At 39.1% G+C, this 16,004-nt stretch carries 14 protein-coding genes; 6 read left to right on the top strand and 8 right to left on the bottom strand.

What is annotated here, in order from left to right; genetic code table 11:
- The first annotated feature begins 249 nt into the window (after positions 1-249).
- Positions 250-1,110: an RNA polymerase sigma factor RpoD/SigA gene (locus R2Q94_RS09355; protein WP_008242129.1), complete on the top strand. Its 861-nt coding sequence runs from the start codon at positions 250-252 to the stop codon at positions 1,108-1,110.
- Between the two features lie 111 nt (positions 1,111-1,221).
- Entirely contained in the window at positions 1,222-2,670 is a 1,449-nt protein-coding gene (locus R2Q94_RS09350; RefSeq protein WP_316821190.1) for a glyceraldehyde-3-phosphate dehydrogenase, read from the top strand.
- A 139-nt stretch (positions 2,671-2,809) separates the two neighbouring features.
- Here the strand turns inward: R2Q94_RS09350 and R2Q94_RS09345 are convergent, their stop codons facing one another.
- Positions 2,810-3,793, bottom strand: coding sequence for an aldo/keto reductase (locus R2Q94_RS09345; protein WP_316821189.1), 984 nt, complete (start codon positions 3,791-3,793; stop codon positions 2,810-2,812).
- A 140-nt stretch (positions 3,794-3,933) separates the two neighbouring features.
- Between R2Q94_RS09345 and R2Q94_RS09340 the strand changes: the two genes are divergently transcribed.
- A complete protein-coding gene (locus R2Q94_RS09340) occupies positions 3,934-4,896 on the top strand; it encodes a M28 family peptidase (RefSeq protein ID WP_316821188.1) in 963 nt (320 codons plus the stop codon).
- A gap of 2 nt (positions 4,897-4,898) precedes the next feature.
- On the opposite strand, the gene R2Q94_RS09335 is transcribed toward R2Q94_RS09340, so the two are convergent.
- From R2Q94_RS09335 to R2Q94_RS09315, 5 genes are all read right to left on the bottom strand, one after another.
- Positions 4,899-5,165 carry a hypothetical protein gene (locus R2Q94_RS09335; RefSeq protein ID WP_316821187.1) on the bottom strand — a complete coding sequence of 89 codons (267 nt, stop codon included), beginning with the start codon at positions 5,163-5,165 and terminating at the stop codon, positions 4,899-4,901.
- Between the two features lie 136 nt (positions 5,166-5,301).
- Complete coding sequence (locus tag R2Q94_RS09330) at positions 5,302-6,966, bottom strand: S41 family peptidase (RefSeq protein WP_316821186.1); 1,665 nt, start codon at positions 6,964-6,966, stop codon at positions 5,302-5,304.
- 75 nt (positions 6,967-7,041) lie between these two features.
- Positions 7,042-7,656 (bottom strand): HAD hydrolase-like protein, encoded by a 615-nt coding sequence (locus tag R2Q94_RS09325; protein ID WP_316821185.1) that lies wholly within the window; start codon positions 7,654-7,656, stop codon positions 7,042-7,044.
- A 12-nt stretch (positions 7,657-7,668) separates the two neighbouring features.
- Positions 7,669-8,166: a hypothetical protein gene (locus R2Q94_RS09320; protein WP_316821184.1), complete on the bottom strand. Its 498-nt coding sequence runs from the start codon at positions 8,164-8,166 to the stop codon at positions 7,669-7,671.
- Between the two features lie 49 nt (positions 8,167-8,215).
- Complete coding sequence (locus R2Q94_RS09315; protein ID WP_316821183.1) at positions 8,216-8,866, bottom strand: ABC transporter ATP-binding protein; 651 nt, start codon at positions 8,864-8,866, stop codon at positions 8,216-8,218.
- A gap of 65 nt (positions 8,867-8,931) precedes the next feature.
- Here R2Q94_RS09315 and sucC point away from each other — a divergent pair, with 65 nt between their 5' ends.
- The gene (sucC, locus tag R2Q94_RS09310; RefSeq protein ID WP_316821182.1) at positions 8,932-10,122 is read left to right on the top strand and encodes an ADP-forming succinate--CoA ligase subunit beta; all 1,191 of its coding nucleotides are present in this window, start codon (positions 8,932-8,934) and stop codon (positions 10,120-10,122) included.
- 448 nt (positions 10,123-10,570) lie between these two features.
- Here sucC and R2Q94_RS09305 read toward each other — a convergent pair whose 3' ends face one another.
- Positions 10,571-11,905 carry a HAMP domain-containing sensor histidine kinase gene (locus R2Q94_RS09305; RefSeq protein ID WP_316821181.1) on the bottom strand — a complete coding sequence of 445 codons (1,335 nt, stop codon included), beginning with the start codon at positions 11,903-11,905 and terminating at the stop codon, positions 10,571-10,573.
- Positions 11,906-12,048: 143 nt separating this feature from the next.
- Here R2Q94_RS09305 and asnS point away from each other — a divergent pair, with 143 nt between their 5' ends.
- Complete coding sequence (asnS, locus tag R2Q94_RS09300) at positions 12,049-13,497, top strand: asparagine--tRNA ligase (protein WP_316821180.1); 1,449 nt, start codon at positions 12,049-12,051, stop codon at positions 13,495-13,497.
- 106 nt (positions 13,498-13,603) lie between these two features.
- Here asnS and R2Q94_RS09295 read toward each other — a convergent pair whose 3' ends face one another.
- The gene (locus tag R2Q94_RS09295) at positions 13,604-15,268 is read right to left on the bottom strand and encodes an FMN-binding glutamate synthase family protein (protein ID WP_316821179.1); all 1,665 of its coding nucleotides are present in this window, start codon (positions 15,266-15,268) and stop codon (positions 13,604-13,606) included.
- A 78-nt stretch (positions 15,269-15,346) separates the two neighbouring features.
- Between R2Q94_RS09295 and R2Q94_RS09290 the strand changes: the two genes are divergently transcribed.
- Entirely contained in the window at positions 15,347-15,967 is a 621-nt protein-coding gene (locus R2Q94_RS09290; protein ID WP_316821178.1) for an L-threonylcarbamoyladenylate synthase, read from the top strand.
- Positions 15,968-16,004: the final 37 nt, after the last annotated feature.

Here is a 16,004-nt window from a genome sequence, read left to right as displayed (position 1 = left end):
ATTCTAAACAAACATAATGGATTATTTATTATAAATCAAAATATCTTTATTGTAAAACAATAAATATACACCTATTCACAATACCGCTATAAAATACTGACAAAAGTATTTTGGAATAATTATTGCTACTTAAAATTTGTAGAAATAGCAGTTGTAAACTGTAACATTTTCAGGAATTTAAGTTTTCAAATTGCCTTTAAATTCTTACTTTTGCAAGTTCAAACACATAACGAGTACCAAAGCATATAAATGAGACAACTCAAAATCACGCAATCCATTACCAATCGCGAAAGTCAATCTTTAGACAAATACCTTCACGAAATTGGTAAAGTAGATTTAATCACAGCCGAAGAAGAAGTAATATTAGCAAGAAAAATTCGCGAGGGAGATCAGGCCGCATTAGAGCGTTTAACCAAGACCAATTTACGTTTCGTAGTTTCTGTAGCGAAACAATACCAAAATCAAGGTTTAACACTAGGAGATTTAATCAACGAAGGTAACCTGGGTTTAATTAAAGCTGCAAAACGTTTTGATGAGACTAAAGGTTTCAAGTTCATCTCTTATGCTGTTTGGTGGATTCGTCAGTCTATATTACAGGCGATTGCTGAACAAAGTCGTATCGTTCGTTTGCCATTAAATCAGGTGGGTTCATTAAGTAAAATCAGCAAGGCTTTTTCTAAGCTTGAGCAGGAATATGAGCGTGAGCCTTCTCCGGAAGAATTGGCCGACATCTTAGAAACTACAGTAGATAAAATCTCTGACACACTAAGTAACTCAGGTCGTCACGTATCTATGGATGCGCCATTTGTGCAAGGTGAAGAAAATACATTATTAGATGTATTGGAAAATCATGAGCCAAATACAGATAGCAGTTTGATCAACGAATCGCTTTCTGAAGAGATCAAACGTTCTCTTTCGACTTTAACAGAGCGTGAGCGTGAAATCATCGTACTTTTCTTCGGATTGAGCACAAACCATCCCCTATCTTTAGAAGAGATCGGCGAGAAGTTTAACCTGACCCGTGAGCGTGTACGTCAGATTAAAGACAAAGCTTTACAACGCTTACGTCATACTTCAAGAAGTAAAATTTTAAAATCTTATTTGGGCTAAGTCAATTAGTTCCTTTTAACACCTTGTGTGATAAATTTATAAAGTAAAAAGGTTGGGTATCTCGCTCAATCTTTTTTACTTTTGTGGCATTCTAACCAAAAATATTGCCACATGCTAAAGAAGTACCAATCCGAATTCCAAAATTGGATTGAAAAAGAAAAAAAAGCCATCGAGCTGATTAATGTCGTAGGCCAACTCTGGTTCGACAGATCCATTGAACTTGTATTGTTCCGCAAACCTTTATTTGATGTTGGAAGTAGCGAAATTCTTGCTCATCACCAATATGCAAAACAAATCAGTGGAAAAGACATCAGTATTTATGAGACGCTGGAATTGGCACTGACCATTTCAAAATGCAACCTTGCCCCTTCCCGTATTGACATTGGCCGACTAGCTTCAGAATGGTTGGACGACAATGGAAACTATCCCACCATTCATGATTTTGTGGTGAGTAAACTGAACAAACACATCGGTAAAGACAAAAGAAACTTAGTTCCTAAAGATGTTGTGTTGTTTGGTTTTGGCCGTATTGGCAGAATTGCTGCCCGTGAGCTGATTTTACAGGCAGGTAAAGGTGAACAATTGCGATTAAGAGCAATTGTAACCCGCAGTTACAGCGATGAGGAGCTCATCAAAAGAGCAGAGCTTTTAAGGACAGACTCTGTTCATGGGCCATTCAATGGAACAATTACAGAAGATTTCGAAAATAAAGCTTTGATTATAAATGGACAAACCATCTATTTTATTGAGGCAAAAGAACCGGAAGATGTAGATTATACCTCCTACGATATTCATGACGCATTACTCATCGACAACACAGGTATTTTCCGTGACCGTCCCAGCCTGAGCAGACACCTGGAGGCAAAAGGAATCAGCAAAGTTTTATTGACCGCTCCTGCAAAAGGAGACATCCTGAATGTGGTTGCCGGAATTAATGACGCATCAATTGATTATGAAGCAGAAACCATTTTATCCAATGCTTCCTGTACCACCAATGCCATTGTACCGGTATTGAAACTAATTGACGATGCTTTCGGCATTGAAAAAGGCCATATTGAAACCGTTCATTCTTATACCAACGACCAGAATTTACTGGACAACTATCATAAAAAATATAGACGAGGCAGAGCTGCTGCATTAAACCTGGTAATTACAGAAACCGGTGCAGATAAAGCGGTAGCAAAAGTAATCCCTCATTTGGGTGGTAAGCTTACTGGAAATGCAGTACGTGTTCCTACACCAAATGTTTCCCTGGCCATCTTGAACCTGTCGTTGAACACGATAACCTCCAAAGAAGAAATTTCTGAAATACTTAAACAAGCTTCTTTATTTGGTGATTTATCAGAGCAAATCGAATATTCTATCTCAAATGAGTTGGTGAGTACAGATTTGATTGGAAACAGTCATGCCTCGATTATTGACGGTCCGGCTACCATTATGGCGAAAGATAATAAATCAGTGGTATTATATGCCTGGTATGATAACGAATATGGTTATACCAGACAAGTAATTCGCCTGGCGAAGAAGTTAGCTGGTGTTGTGAGACTCACTTACTACTAGCCAATTACCTCTAAAACATTTGATATTCATCTGTTTTGAAGGAAATAATTTTTAAAAAAAAGGCAGATGTATTTATACCTGCCTTTTTTCTTAAAAAACAGTAATGCAGCTCAGATTACACGCAATCAATAGTGCAGCATTAAAACTGCGGCAAATGTGGTTTCGTTTGCATGATGTCCTCGATATCCGTCATCACTTTTTCAGTAAGCAAAGGCAAGACTTCCAGCGTAGTCAGGTTCTCTTTGAGCTGTGCTGTTTTTGAAGCGCCTAAAATTACAGTGCTTACATTCGGATTTTTTAAGCACCAGGCCAAGGACAATTTAGCCAGAGGAATGTTCAATTGATCTGCCAATCCCTGAAGTTGCTCAGCTTTTTTCAGCTTCTCTTCATTTAACACGGCATCCTTCAACCACTCCATCCCTTTCAATTCCAGACGGGTATCTTTTGTGACACCGCTGGTATATTTCCCAGATAACAACCCGGAAGCCAGGGGCGACCAGATCGTGGTCCCTAATCCGTACTCTTTAAATAACAGAAGGTATTCATTTTCCAGCTTATTGCGCTCCAAAAGATTGTATTGTGGCTGCTCCATAGTTGGCCCAATTAAATTATACTGTCTGGCAACACGAATCGCCTCCATAATTTCTGAAGCACTCCATTCTGAAGTTCCCCAATACAGAATTTTCCCTTGCTGTAACAAAGTATTCATTGCCCATACGGTTTCTTCAATCGGAGTATTTTTATCTGGCCTATGGCAAAAATAAAGATCCAGATAATCTACCTGTAGCCTTTTTAAAGCCCCATGACATGCCTCTATCACATGTTTACGGGAGAGGCCCATCTGATTTGGACCTTTGTTTTCTGTCCCAAAAAACACTTTACTGGACACCAGGAAGGACTCCCTTTCCCATTTATGAGCTTTAAGGATTTTCCCCATGACGATTTCAGACTTCCCCGCTGCATAACCTTCTGCATTATCAAAAAAGTTTACTCCTGCATCGTACGCAATCCCCATTAATTCATCAGCAGTCTGATCACTGATCTGTTGTCCAAAAGTAAGCCAGCTTCCCAAAGAAAGTGCACTAACCTGTAAACCTGATTTACCTAAACGCCTGTATTCCATCTCTTGTTGTTTTTATGTTTCTGATTCAGCCCATTTAACGGACAATTAACAAACATCATATCTGAAATTAAGTTTTCCCTGCTTGTTATTTAGGCAGTTCCCCCGCATTTTTTTACCTTTATATCACAAGCCCCAATAAAATGAGAGTTTACCTCCTGATTCCTTTATTTGCATTGCTGAGTTGTAATGCCCAGAAAAATCCCGGTCAAGCACAAAGCATAACTAGCTTTTCCAAATCAGATCAGCAATTACTAAAGGATGTGGAGACCTTATCTTCTGATCGTTTTGAGGGACGAAAGACCGGTACAAGGGGGGCTGAAATGGCTAGGACATACATTGCTGAGCGATTTAAAGAAATTGGCTTAAAACCAATTCCTTCTCGCCCTGGCTACGAACAGGCTTTCTCATTTAAAGACCGAAAAGGAGCTAAAACTGAGGGGATAAACATGCTGGCTTATATTCCAGGTAAAACTGAGGAAATTATCGTGATTTCTGCACATTACGACCATGTAGGGATCATCAATAACCAGGTGTATAATGGTGCCGATGACAATGCTTCTGGTGTGGCCGCATTACTGAAAATTGGAGCGCATTACCTCAAAAACAAGCCCAATTATAGCCTTGTTCTGGCTGCTTTTGATGCAGAAGAAATGGGATTACAAGGCTCCAGGGCATTTGTCAGCGAAGCAATCGTAGCCCTGGACCAGACCAGGTTAAATGTAAATATGGATATGATCAGCCATAATGACAAAAACGAACTTTATGCTTGTGGTACCTTTAAATATCCGGAATTAAAGAAATACTTCATCACCAGTAAACCTACTATAAAAGTAATCTTAGGACACGATGACCCAAAAACTGGCAATGAGGACTGGACCAATCAGAGTGATCAGGGTTCTTTTAATGCAAAAGGGATACCCTTTTTATATTTTGGAGTGGAGGACCATAAAGACTATCATCAGGCCTCAGATGAATATCAAAACATCAATAAAAAGTTCTTTACCAATGCTGCCGCTTCCATTCTGGAAATCATTAACAACATTGATAAAGAACGTCATCTGCAATCTATTTTCAGAGAAAAATTGCAGATTAAAAAGCAATAGGATTAAAATTCTATTGCTAAAAGGCTACTTAAAGGGATATGAATCCCATTTTTTAATTGCAAGTATTTTTCTGTTACCTGCCATACCGTTGTAGAAACGGTTTTAGGCCCTTCTTTGGTATTAAAGGAAATATCTGCTTTTGATTTAAATTCATTTCCAAGGCGTTGCGCAGAATTCAACTTATCTCTTAATTCTTCAGAATGGTTCTGTTCAGCAGGTATGATCTGGCTGATGTCTATTGCTTCTTTTTCTATTAATTCCCCTATCATAATTCGCTGGCTTTTTGTAATAAATATGCGTTTCTAAATTTAAAATCGCAATAAATTGCCATAGATCAAAGTCATTTTTCAGCTATTGTGTAAATAATAGTTTACATTATTTTTAACTACACTGAATCATAAGCATTTATTTTTTCAGTTTGTAACGTGTTTCCACCATACCTGAGGGGCCCATATTGTCATTCGAAAAATTGGTTTTCATCATTTTCAGCGGAATATCAGCACTTCCAGCAATGCCATTTGAGGAGCTGCGACTGGCCACAGCAGATTTAGCTACCGGCGCCAATATGGAAAGTGCTTTTTCCAGGTAACTCTCATTTGGATCTCCGAAATCATGGGTGGCATCATCAAAAAGAACAAAATCACCAGTATCCATATAATCTGGTATCATTCCGCTGTAATAACCGCCCTCTCCATTTTTATTTTTGCTCTCAAAACTTGGCAGATAAACTGAATAATGTTTATCCAATGTAATCGGAAAGAATCCAACTGGTTTACCATAAGTTGTTTTTCCTACAAGTTTTACACTCTGCATGTATGGTTTAATACTATTGATCAACAGCTCACTTGCGGAAGCGGTATTATTAGAAACCAGAAATATAATGTTCTTCAATCCGTTTAATGATCCTTTCTTTGAAAAAGAATAAACATTTCCTGCATCAGACCAATCCACATCATTCAAAGTATACATTTTACCAGTACTGGTATTATATTGGATTTTACCATTGGCATCTGTCAATGGCTGATTGGCGAGAATGGTAGCTTTTCCATTCTTCATCGTGCTATTGTAAGTTTCACTGAACATCACTCCCGAGGTACCTGCAGGAGCAAGCAGATTCAACAGATACTCTGCAGTTTGCACAGATCCTCCCCCATTATATCGTAAGTCAATTACCAGATCAGTAATATTATTGGTTGCAAAACTGGCAAAAACGGGATCAATTCTCGTATCTGATGGGCTCTTACTGTCAGGGTTTGTCAACACCGAAAAAAGCGAATAAGCCAGATACCCCACCTTTTTACCTCCCTGTTCAATCACTTTCGAGGTAAACACCGGACTGCTGGTGTATTTTTTAACACTAAGTGCCACATCCGTAAAGGTGGTTCCATCTGGTCTGACCCCAGAAACAGTAGTACTAGTAGTAGAACCATTTAATAAGCCATTGATCGTTCCTACTTCCGCAGGGAAGTTAGTTCCTATTGAAAGGCTTCCAATTTTGGTAATCTGAGTTCCACGGGTGATTTTTGCAAGATCAGCAGGAGAATTTGGATATACCGCCTTTACATAAATCTCATAACCTGTATTGTCGCCATAACCTTGAAAATTTAAAAAGCCCATATCGAAACCAGTGTCCGATAGATCTACACTGGCTACCTTACCTGGAGCCAAACTCTGGTTACCATTTGCAGTATCTTCATCCCTGATGAATGCATATTTCGGACTGCTGGAACCTGCAACAGTTTCAAATCCGGAGTAAGTGGTAATGTTAAACAACTCACTATTGAAATTGGCCAGATCAGTCCCCAATTTTGTATAGGTTCTGGGGTCAAAAACATCATAACTAGGTAGCTTATCGTTCCAAAGATAAATCTGTTGCGCATATAAAAACAGGGAATCATTGGTCAGGGCTCTACGGTCGTTAGTAGGTGTCTGTTTGCTATTCGGTCCCAATACCGGTGGTGTCACCGGAGGTTCTGGAACGACTTTATTTTTTTTACATGCACTAAAGCTAATCAGAAATAGGGCAAAAGCTACAAATAGCTGTCTTTTTGAGGTGGCATTATTTATCATTCCTAGAGATTTTCTAAAACAAAAATAACATAATAGTTCCTCATTACAGCATGACTATCAAAGCTTTTAGTATGATTAGCCTTTTAATAACAGGTCTACAGACAGGTATTCGATCTTTAGATTTTTTGCCGCTTCCTCATCTTCGGCTTTAATTCCGATCATTAATACTTGTTCCGGACTTAATTGATGACGCTCCATAATGAGCGATAAGCCCTTTGTGCCTGGTTTTGGTTCAGATTCTTCAGAGAAATAAACGATCAGGTTCTTTTCCAAACCATTCCATTCTATTTGTCTGATTTTATTCAGTTGCATAATGGCATCACCATCCACAAATAAAAATACTTGTTTGCCTGCGGCTACAATTTCCTGTAAGAAAGTCAGCACTTTACTAAAAATCAGCAGTTTCAAAGGTAACTTTGCATTTTGCATCAACAGGTCAAAATTCATTTTATACTTCTCCGGGATTTTGAATTCCGCAGCAGTTTTTTCAAATAAACCCTCAGGCCCATGAGCTAAATATTGCTCCTGCATATATTTTACAATATCTGAACCGTTTAACTGCTCGCCATATTCAATAAATTGAGCAAACAGGTAGTAAACCTGTAATAAATAATCCTTTTCTGGATAAACAACATTGTCGAGTTCAAAAACGAATGCTTGTTTTTCTTTTAATAATTGTGCTGGCATCATGAGCTAAAATGATTAAGAATTGATGGTAAATAAAACTGGCTTTAGGCCCTCCGGGCTATCAACGGTATAAAACACACCATTCAATTTTTCTTTAAGTCCGAGTTCCTTTTGTGCTGTAGATGCATTTTCAGGAAATTTCAATACTCCATCCTGGTAAAACGCCCAATCAGCAGTCTGCTTTTCAGTACTTAGAAATCCAGGTAAATCCTGAGGTTGAGGAAGTAAAACCTGAATGCCAAATTCTTCGAAAAGCACCATAGCCTTCGCTACCGCATCAATTTCAAAATCATAAATTGGTAAGAACATTTCAACATTTTCATCCAGGCAGTTGTTCAGCAAGGTATGCGCAGTAGTGTCATCATTTCTTAGGCCTAGGGAATGCATTTGATAAGCCTTAGAAGAAAGAGCAGGCATATCGCCGTAATCAGCAAGTACGATATGGTGGTTGGCAAAAGCTTTCAGCAGCTTTAATGCTGAGGCAGATTTACCTCCTGTAATTAATATTTTCATTGGAATATATATTGTATTTCAATCCTTAATCAGCGATGATAAGGAAGTTTTATATGATTAATCCGTCCTTCATAGTGACCACCCGGTCAGAGATTTCTGCCAGTCCTTCATTGTGGGTCACGATGACGAAGGTTTGTTTAAAATTATCACGGAGGGTGATGAAAAACTCATGCAAGGCATTGGCATTGGCCGAGTCCAGATTTCCGGAAGGTTCATCTGCCAGGATAATCGCCGGATGATTTACCAGTGCTCTGGCAACAGCAATTCTTTGCTGCTCTCCTCCCGACAATTCATTGGGTTTATGCATTGCCCTATCCTTCAATCCAAGAAGATCTAGCAGTTCCATTGCACGAAGTTCTGCCTCCTTTTTACTGGTTTTCGCTATAAATGCAGGAATGCATATGTTCTCCAAAGCACTAAACTCTGGTAAGAGGTGATGGAATTGAAAAACAAAGCCTATATTTTTGTTACGAAATACGCTCAATAATTCTCCGGATAGCTGACTAACCTTTACTCCTTTTAATTCTACAGTTCCCTGATCGGGCTTATCCAAAGTCCCCAAAATGTGCAACAAGGTGCTTTTTCCTGCACCGGAAGCGCCAATAATACTGACAATCTCTCCCTGTTCCACCTCAAAATCTACCCCTTTAAGGATGGGTAAATTTCCATAAGCTTTCTTTATACCTGTTGCTTTTAGCATAAATGCAAACTTACTGTTTTTAAAACCAATCTGAAATTGTAGATTTGGACAAATTTTTTCAGCAAATGAATATCCACGAATATCAAGGTAAAGAAATACTTAAAAGTTTTGGTGTAGCCGTACAAGAAGGCATCGTTGCCCATACGGTTGAGCAGGCTGTAGAAGCGGCTAAAAAAATGAAAACCGACTACAATTCTGATTGGGTTGTGATTAAAGCGCAAATCCATGCAGGCGGAAGAGGTAAAGGCGGTGGCGTAAAGCTGGCGAAAAACCTTGAAGAAGTTAAAGAAAGAGCAACCGCAATTTTAGGTATGCAACTGGTAACTCCTCAGACTGGCCCGGAAGGAAAGAAAGTGAACAAAATTTTAGTTGCACAGGATGTTTATTATCCTGGAGCTTCTGAAACTAAAGAATTCTATGTGAGCGTGCTTTTAAACCGTTCAACAGGAACTAACATCATTATGTATTCTACCGAAGGTGGAATGGACATTGAAGAAGTTGCAGAAAAGACACCTCATTTAATATTCAAAGAAGAGATCGATCCTAAAGTTGGTCTTCAAGGATTCCAGGCTCGTAAAATTGCCTTCAATCTGGGATTAAGTGGTGCTGCTTTCAAAGACATGGTGAAATTTATCACTGCGCTTTATAAAGCATATGACAGCACTGATTCTGCAATGTTTGAAATTAACCCGGTATTGAAAACTTCTGATGATAAAATCATCGCTGTTGATGCTAAAGTTGATTTAGATGAGAATGCTTTATTCCGTCATCCTGATTATGCAGCAATGCGTGATAAATTGGAAGAAGATCCAACAGATGTGGAAGCAAGTGAGTCAAACTTAAACTATGTGAAATTAGATGGTAACGTTGGCTGTATGGTGAACGGTGCTGGTTTAGCAATGGCGACCATGGACATCATCAAAATCGCAGGTGGTGAGCCGGCTAACTTCCTGGATGTAGGTGGAACTGCAAATGCACAAACTGTAAAAGCAGGTTTCAACATTATCCTTAAAGATCCAAATGTGAAAGCTATTTTGATCAATATCTTTGGTGGTATCGTTCGTTGCGACCGTGTAGCACAAGGTGTAATTGATGCTTACAGAGAAATCGGTGATATTCCTGTTCCAATTATCTGTCGTTTACAAGGTACTAATGCCGCTGAAGCGAAACAGTTAATCGATGAGTCAGGATTAAAAGTATATTCTGCAATCGCATTGAAAGATGCAGCAGATTTAGTAACTAAAGTATTGGCATAAACACCAGTTCTTTTTTTAAAATTACAAAAGGCCAATTGTTTATTCAATTGGCCTTTTTTTTATGGAAAATACTTTCATTTTCTCTTTCTAATCTCTGCTAAATACAAAAGCGGCCTACAGTCATCCAACTGTAGGCCGCCTTAACCAAATATAAATTAAACGAGCTGAAACAAATATAGAATATAAAGGCACAAATCACAATTTATTTTAACAAAAATTCCAATAAAAACAAAAAATTATTAAAAAATGAACACAAAACAGATTAAATACAGTTCATAAAACACAAATAGCTATTAAAAAACAGAAATATGACTAAAAAACGTCATTAAAAATGTTAAAAGCTAAAAATAAAACAAAAAACAAGCAACAAAAGAGATAATTAAATCAAAAAACAAAGGACATCAGAAGAAAAACACAGGCAAAACAAGAAAAACACTAAAATTAAAACCTAATTAGCTTCTAATTTTAAAGAAATATAAAAAACAGAACCTTTATCAAATTCGCTTTCGAACCAAATATTTCCTTGTTGTTTTTCTGTAAACTCCTTACACAAGAGTAAACCAAGACCGATGCCTTTTTCATTATTGGTCCCGTAAGTGGTGGACGCATTGAGTTGAAACAAATGTTGTTGTTTTTCAGCAGTAATGCCAATTCCGTTGTCTGATATGATGATCATCCCATCCGATCCTCTGTAACGGGTAGATATAATAACCTCTCCTCCCTCAGGAGTAAATTTGATCGCATTAGAGACCAGATTTCTGATCACCAGATGTAACATATCATAATCAGCCATCACGTGTAATTGTCCGGCCGTTAACATCCTCAAACGAATTCCCTTTTTAACAGCAATCGCCGATTCTATCTTTAACCAATCCTTAAGCACCTCATTTACATCGATTGCCTTCAATTGCACATGACTTCCTTTTAACTGCGTTCTGGACCAGGACAACAGGTTCATCAGCATTTCAGAAGTATCTCTGGTAATTTGCAATAACTGGCCCTCGATCAATTGCTTCTCCTCTTCGTCCAATCCTATGGAATTCAGGATCTCCAAATATCCTTGTATAGAGCTCAAAGGCATTCTGATGTCATGAGCAACAATGGATAGCAACCGATCCTTTTCTCTATTCATGTATTCAAGTGCCCCCTTCTGGAGTAAAATTTCATCCTTCTGTGCTTCGATTTCCCGATTGCGCTGCTCCACAGACAAACGTTCATGCTCATAATTTCTTCGCATGTAGCTGATAGATAAAAAGATTAAAATCGCAGACACCAGATAAGTAACTCCAAAATCAATTGTTTTTGCCAATGAACTGAGGTAAAGATCTGGTGCTAATTCAGGCCAGTAATACTCTACAGCCAGCACAGAAAATACGACCAGCATGTTAACTGGAACCCAGATTTTATACTGTGTTTTTGGAACAATCGTGATGATGATGAAAAAAGAAAGTGCAAAAAGCAACAGATTGGGACCCAGAATCCCTGAATCGTAAAAATAACAATAAACGAAAGTAACGTTACAGACAATGCAAAACAGCGTAATTGCAATAGAAGATTTTCGCCTGATTTTTGAAAGGTAATATAGTCCGGCTATAAACACCAGACTTACCATACAGAGCCAGCCCAGTTCCTTAAGCCCCGCAAAGTAATTGTATGGCGCTTCTATCAGCATGGCAAAAAAGGCAAAAATACACATGGTGTTAAAGATGCGTTCCTCTAGAGAGAACTCTGTAATACCACCAATGGCATTCTGCCAAAAAGATTTATTATGATTCGATTGCACGTTAATAAGATTGAGATGTCGCTCCGCAAACTTAATATAATAAGAAAGATAAAAAAAATCAATCTACAATTGAAGATAAGGACTTACTTCTTTCTTGGTTTATTGATTAAATCCTTATTTTTGAACCTCTCCACAATAAAATCATGATCAAAAGAGAAAAAGTAAAAAGCCTGTTAGAAACAGAGCAGTTCGACAGAGAAGTAACAGTGATGGGTTGGGTGCGTACTTTCCGCAACAACCAGTTTATTGCTATCAATGATGGTTCCTGCATGGGAAACATCCAGATTGTTGTTGACTTTAATAATACCCCTGAAGATTTATTGAAACGCATCACTACCGGCGCTGCAATTGCAGTTACTGGTATTATCGTAGAATCTGTTGGTAAAGGTCAGAGAGTTGATGTTAAAGCCAATTCTATTGAAATATTAGGAGACAGTGATCCGGAAAAATTCCCATTGCAGCCTAAAAAACATAGTTTAGAGTTTTTAAGAGAAATTGCTCATTTACGTTTCCGTACCAATACTTTCAATGCGGTTTTCAAATTGCGTCATGCTTTAGCTTTTGCCATTCATCAGTTTTACAATGAAAGAGGCTTTACTTATATGCACACCCCTATCATTACGGCTTCTGATGCAGAAGGTGCTGGTGAAATGTTTAAAGTAACTACTTTAGACTTAGATAACCCGCCTAAAACAGAAGAGGGTAAGGTAGATTTCTCTCAGGATTTCTTTGCCCGTGCAACCAATCTTACGGTTTCCGGACAGTTGGAAGGTGAGCTGGCTGCCATGGCGCTGGGACAGATTTATACTTTTGGCCCTACTTTCAGAGCTGAAAACTCAAATACCACACGTCACCTTGCTGAATTCTGGATGATTGAACCAGAGGTTGCTTTTGCAGACCTGGAAGATAACATGCAACTGGCAGAAGACATGATGAAGTATGTCATCAGATATGCTTTAGACAACTGCAAAGAAGAAATCGACTTCCTGAACAACCGTTTACTGGAAGAAGAAAAAACAAAACCTCAGAATGAGCGTAGTGAATTGTCGTTGATCGACAAGTTAAACTTCTGCTTAGACAATGATTTCGAGCGTTTAACGTATACAGAAGCTATTGCAATTTTAAGGTCTTCTAAACCTAATCAAAAGAAACAATTCAAGTATCTTATTGATGAATGGGGTGCAGATTTACAATCAGAGCATGAGCGTTACCTGGTAGAGAAACATTTCAAAAAACCAGTGATCTTAACGGATTATCCGGCAGATATCAAATCATTCTACATGCGTCAGAATGAACCGGATGCTCAAGGTAGAAAAACAGTGGCCGCGATGGACATTCTTTTCCCTGGTATTGGGGAAATGATCGGTGGTTCGCAAAGAGAGGAACGCCTGGATAAACTGACTCAAAGAATGGAAGAGTTAAATATTCCTCAGGAAGAACTTTGGTGGTTTTTAGACACCAGACGTTTTGGTTCAGCGCCACATTCAGGTTTCGGATTAGGTTTCGAAAGACTGGTTCTTTTTGTGAGTGGTATGACTAACATCAGAGACGTGATCGCTTTCCCTCGTTTCCCTAGAAACGCAGAGTTTTAAGCTGAAAATTATAAAATAGAAAAGGCCGGGATTTTAACAATCCCGGCCTTTTCTATTTTATATCATTGGCAATACAAAGCGCTTCTTTTGATGTTAGGCAGTCCCTTTAACTTTGGGCTGCTGGCGGAAGGTTATCGCTAAAAGAGTTGGCATGGGTATAGTCCACCATAGAAACCTTATAATCTGTAGGATTAAAACTACTGGAGGAACTTAGGGCCATCCCCAGTTCAAAACGCAATGGGTATGGCGTTTTCAACAAACTCCCCTCAGGGATATAAGGAAAGGTTTCCATGTACGACTGCATCACATTTGGTGCGATCCTTCTATTGATATATGCTCTGGTGAGTTGATAAGGATGATGTAATCCAGCCGCTCCAAGCAACTCCACCGCACTTCCAATCGTATACTTATGAAAGTTATGAACCCTTACCTTTTTATCCTCTACCACCAATCCTTTCATTAAACTAGGGTCTTGTGTGGCCACACCTGTTGGACAGGTATTGCTATTACACTCCAAAGCCTGAATACAACCTAAGGCAAACATCATTCCCCTTGCGGAGTTACACAAATCTGCACCCAATGCAATATTCTTGACCAGATCAAAGCCGGAAGCTACTTTTCCTGAGGCAATGATTTTAATGTGTTTTTTCAAATCAAAGCCAGTCAGCACATCATAAACGAAAGCAATCCCCTCTCTTAGTGGCATCCCTACCGCATTAGAAAACTCCTGTGGTGCAGCTCCGGTACCACCTTCTCCCCCATCTACAGTGATAAAATCAACATAGATTCCGGTTTCTGACATGGCCTTACAAATCGCAAAGAACTCTGATCTCCTGCCGATACATAGTTTGAAACCAATGGGTTTTCCGCCAGACAAATCTCTTAATTTCTGTACAAAATCCACCAGTTCCAGTGGTGTTTTGAAGGCGGAATGTGCAGGGGGCGAAATCACATCAAAGCCTTCTTTTACTAAACGTATCCTGGCAATTTCAGGCGTTACTTTCTTTGCTGGTAAAATACCACCATGACCAGGCTTGGCGCCCTGAGAAAGCTTGATTTCAATCATTTTCACCTGTTCTGAATGCGCTTTCTCACTGAAGGCTTCGAAATTAAAACTCCCATCATGGTGACGGCAACCGAAATAACCAGTACCGATTTGCCAGATCAAATCTCCTCCCGGGCCGGCATGGTAATCACTAATCCCACCTTCTCCGGTATTGTGGGCAAAGTTCCCAAGTTTCGCTCCTCCATTGAGTGCCAGAATCGCATTCTGACTCAATGAACCAAAACTCATTGCAGAAATGTTGTAGATACTTGCTGAATAAGGCTGTTTACACTCCGGTCCGCCAACCAGCACCCTTGGATCTTCATTTAATTCGGTATGGCTGATGGCGGCAATGCTGTGGCTTAACCATTCATATCCGGTTTCGTAAACATCTAATTGGGTTCCAAAAGGGATCGTGTCATTTTCACGTTTTGCGCGCTGGTAAATGAGTGAGCGGTTTAACCTGCTGAAAGGTTTTCCATTGGTATCACTTTCCACAAAATACTGATATACTTTTGGGCGAAGGTCCTCCGCCAGATACCTTAATCTCCCCAGTACGGGATAATTCCTGACAATACTATGCCTGGGCTGATACAAATCATAGATTCCGAGCAGAACAATCGGGCCTACAAAAATAAATGCCCAATAAAAGGGTGGCCAGGCGAAGCTGATCATCAGCGTCGCAGTCACCAAAAATGCAGCAATTGCGATAAAAGCTTTTCTCATACAGGATAATTTAATGAAAACATACCAATACAACAATAATAATCCCAATTCGGCATAAAAGATTTTGTAAATTTACATATGCTTATAAAAATCTATCCTGAAAACCCAAATCCGAAGGCAATTGAAGAAGTTGTTGAAGTCTTGAAAAAAGGAGGCATCATCATCTACCCTACGGATACCATTTATGGAATGGGTTGTGACATTACCAATCAAAAAGCAATAGAGAAAATTTGTCGCCTGCGGGGCATTAAACCTGACAAGGCTAACTTCTCTTTTATCTGTTCAGATTTGAGGCACATCTCTGATTATATCAAACCGATCGATACAACGACTTTCCGGATTTTGAAAAAAGCCTTACCCGGCCCTTTTACTTTCATTTTTAATGCGAATAACAACGTTCCAAAATTGTTGAGCTCTAAAAAGAAAACTGTCGGCATCAGGGTACCGGACAACGACATTGCCCGGGAAATCGTGAAGCTATTGGGAAACCCAATCTTGTCGACCTCCATAAAAGACGATGATGAAGTGATCGAATATTCTACAGATCCAGAATTGATTCATGAAAAATATGAGGACAGCGTAGATCTGGTGATCGATGGTGGATATGGTGACAATGAGCCTTCTACAGTTGTAGATTGTACTTCCGGAACATTTGAAATCATTCGTGAAGGAAAAGGCAATCTGGAAAGTTTGCTTTAAGTTGTTGTCTAACTCCCCCTTGAATGCTATCTTTAGC

Origin of the sequence: Pedobacter gandavensis (assembly GCF_032678465.1) — a bacterium.
GTDB lineage: Bacteria > Bacteroidota > Bacteroidia > Sphingobacteriales > Sphingobacteriaceae > Pedobacter > Pedobacter gandavensis_B.
Note: the sequence above shows the minus strand (reverse complement) of the source record. Positions and strands in the feature narration are given on the sequence as shown.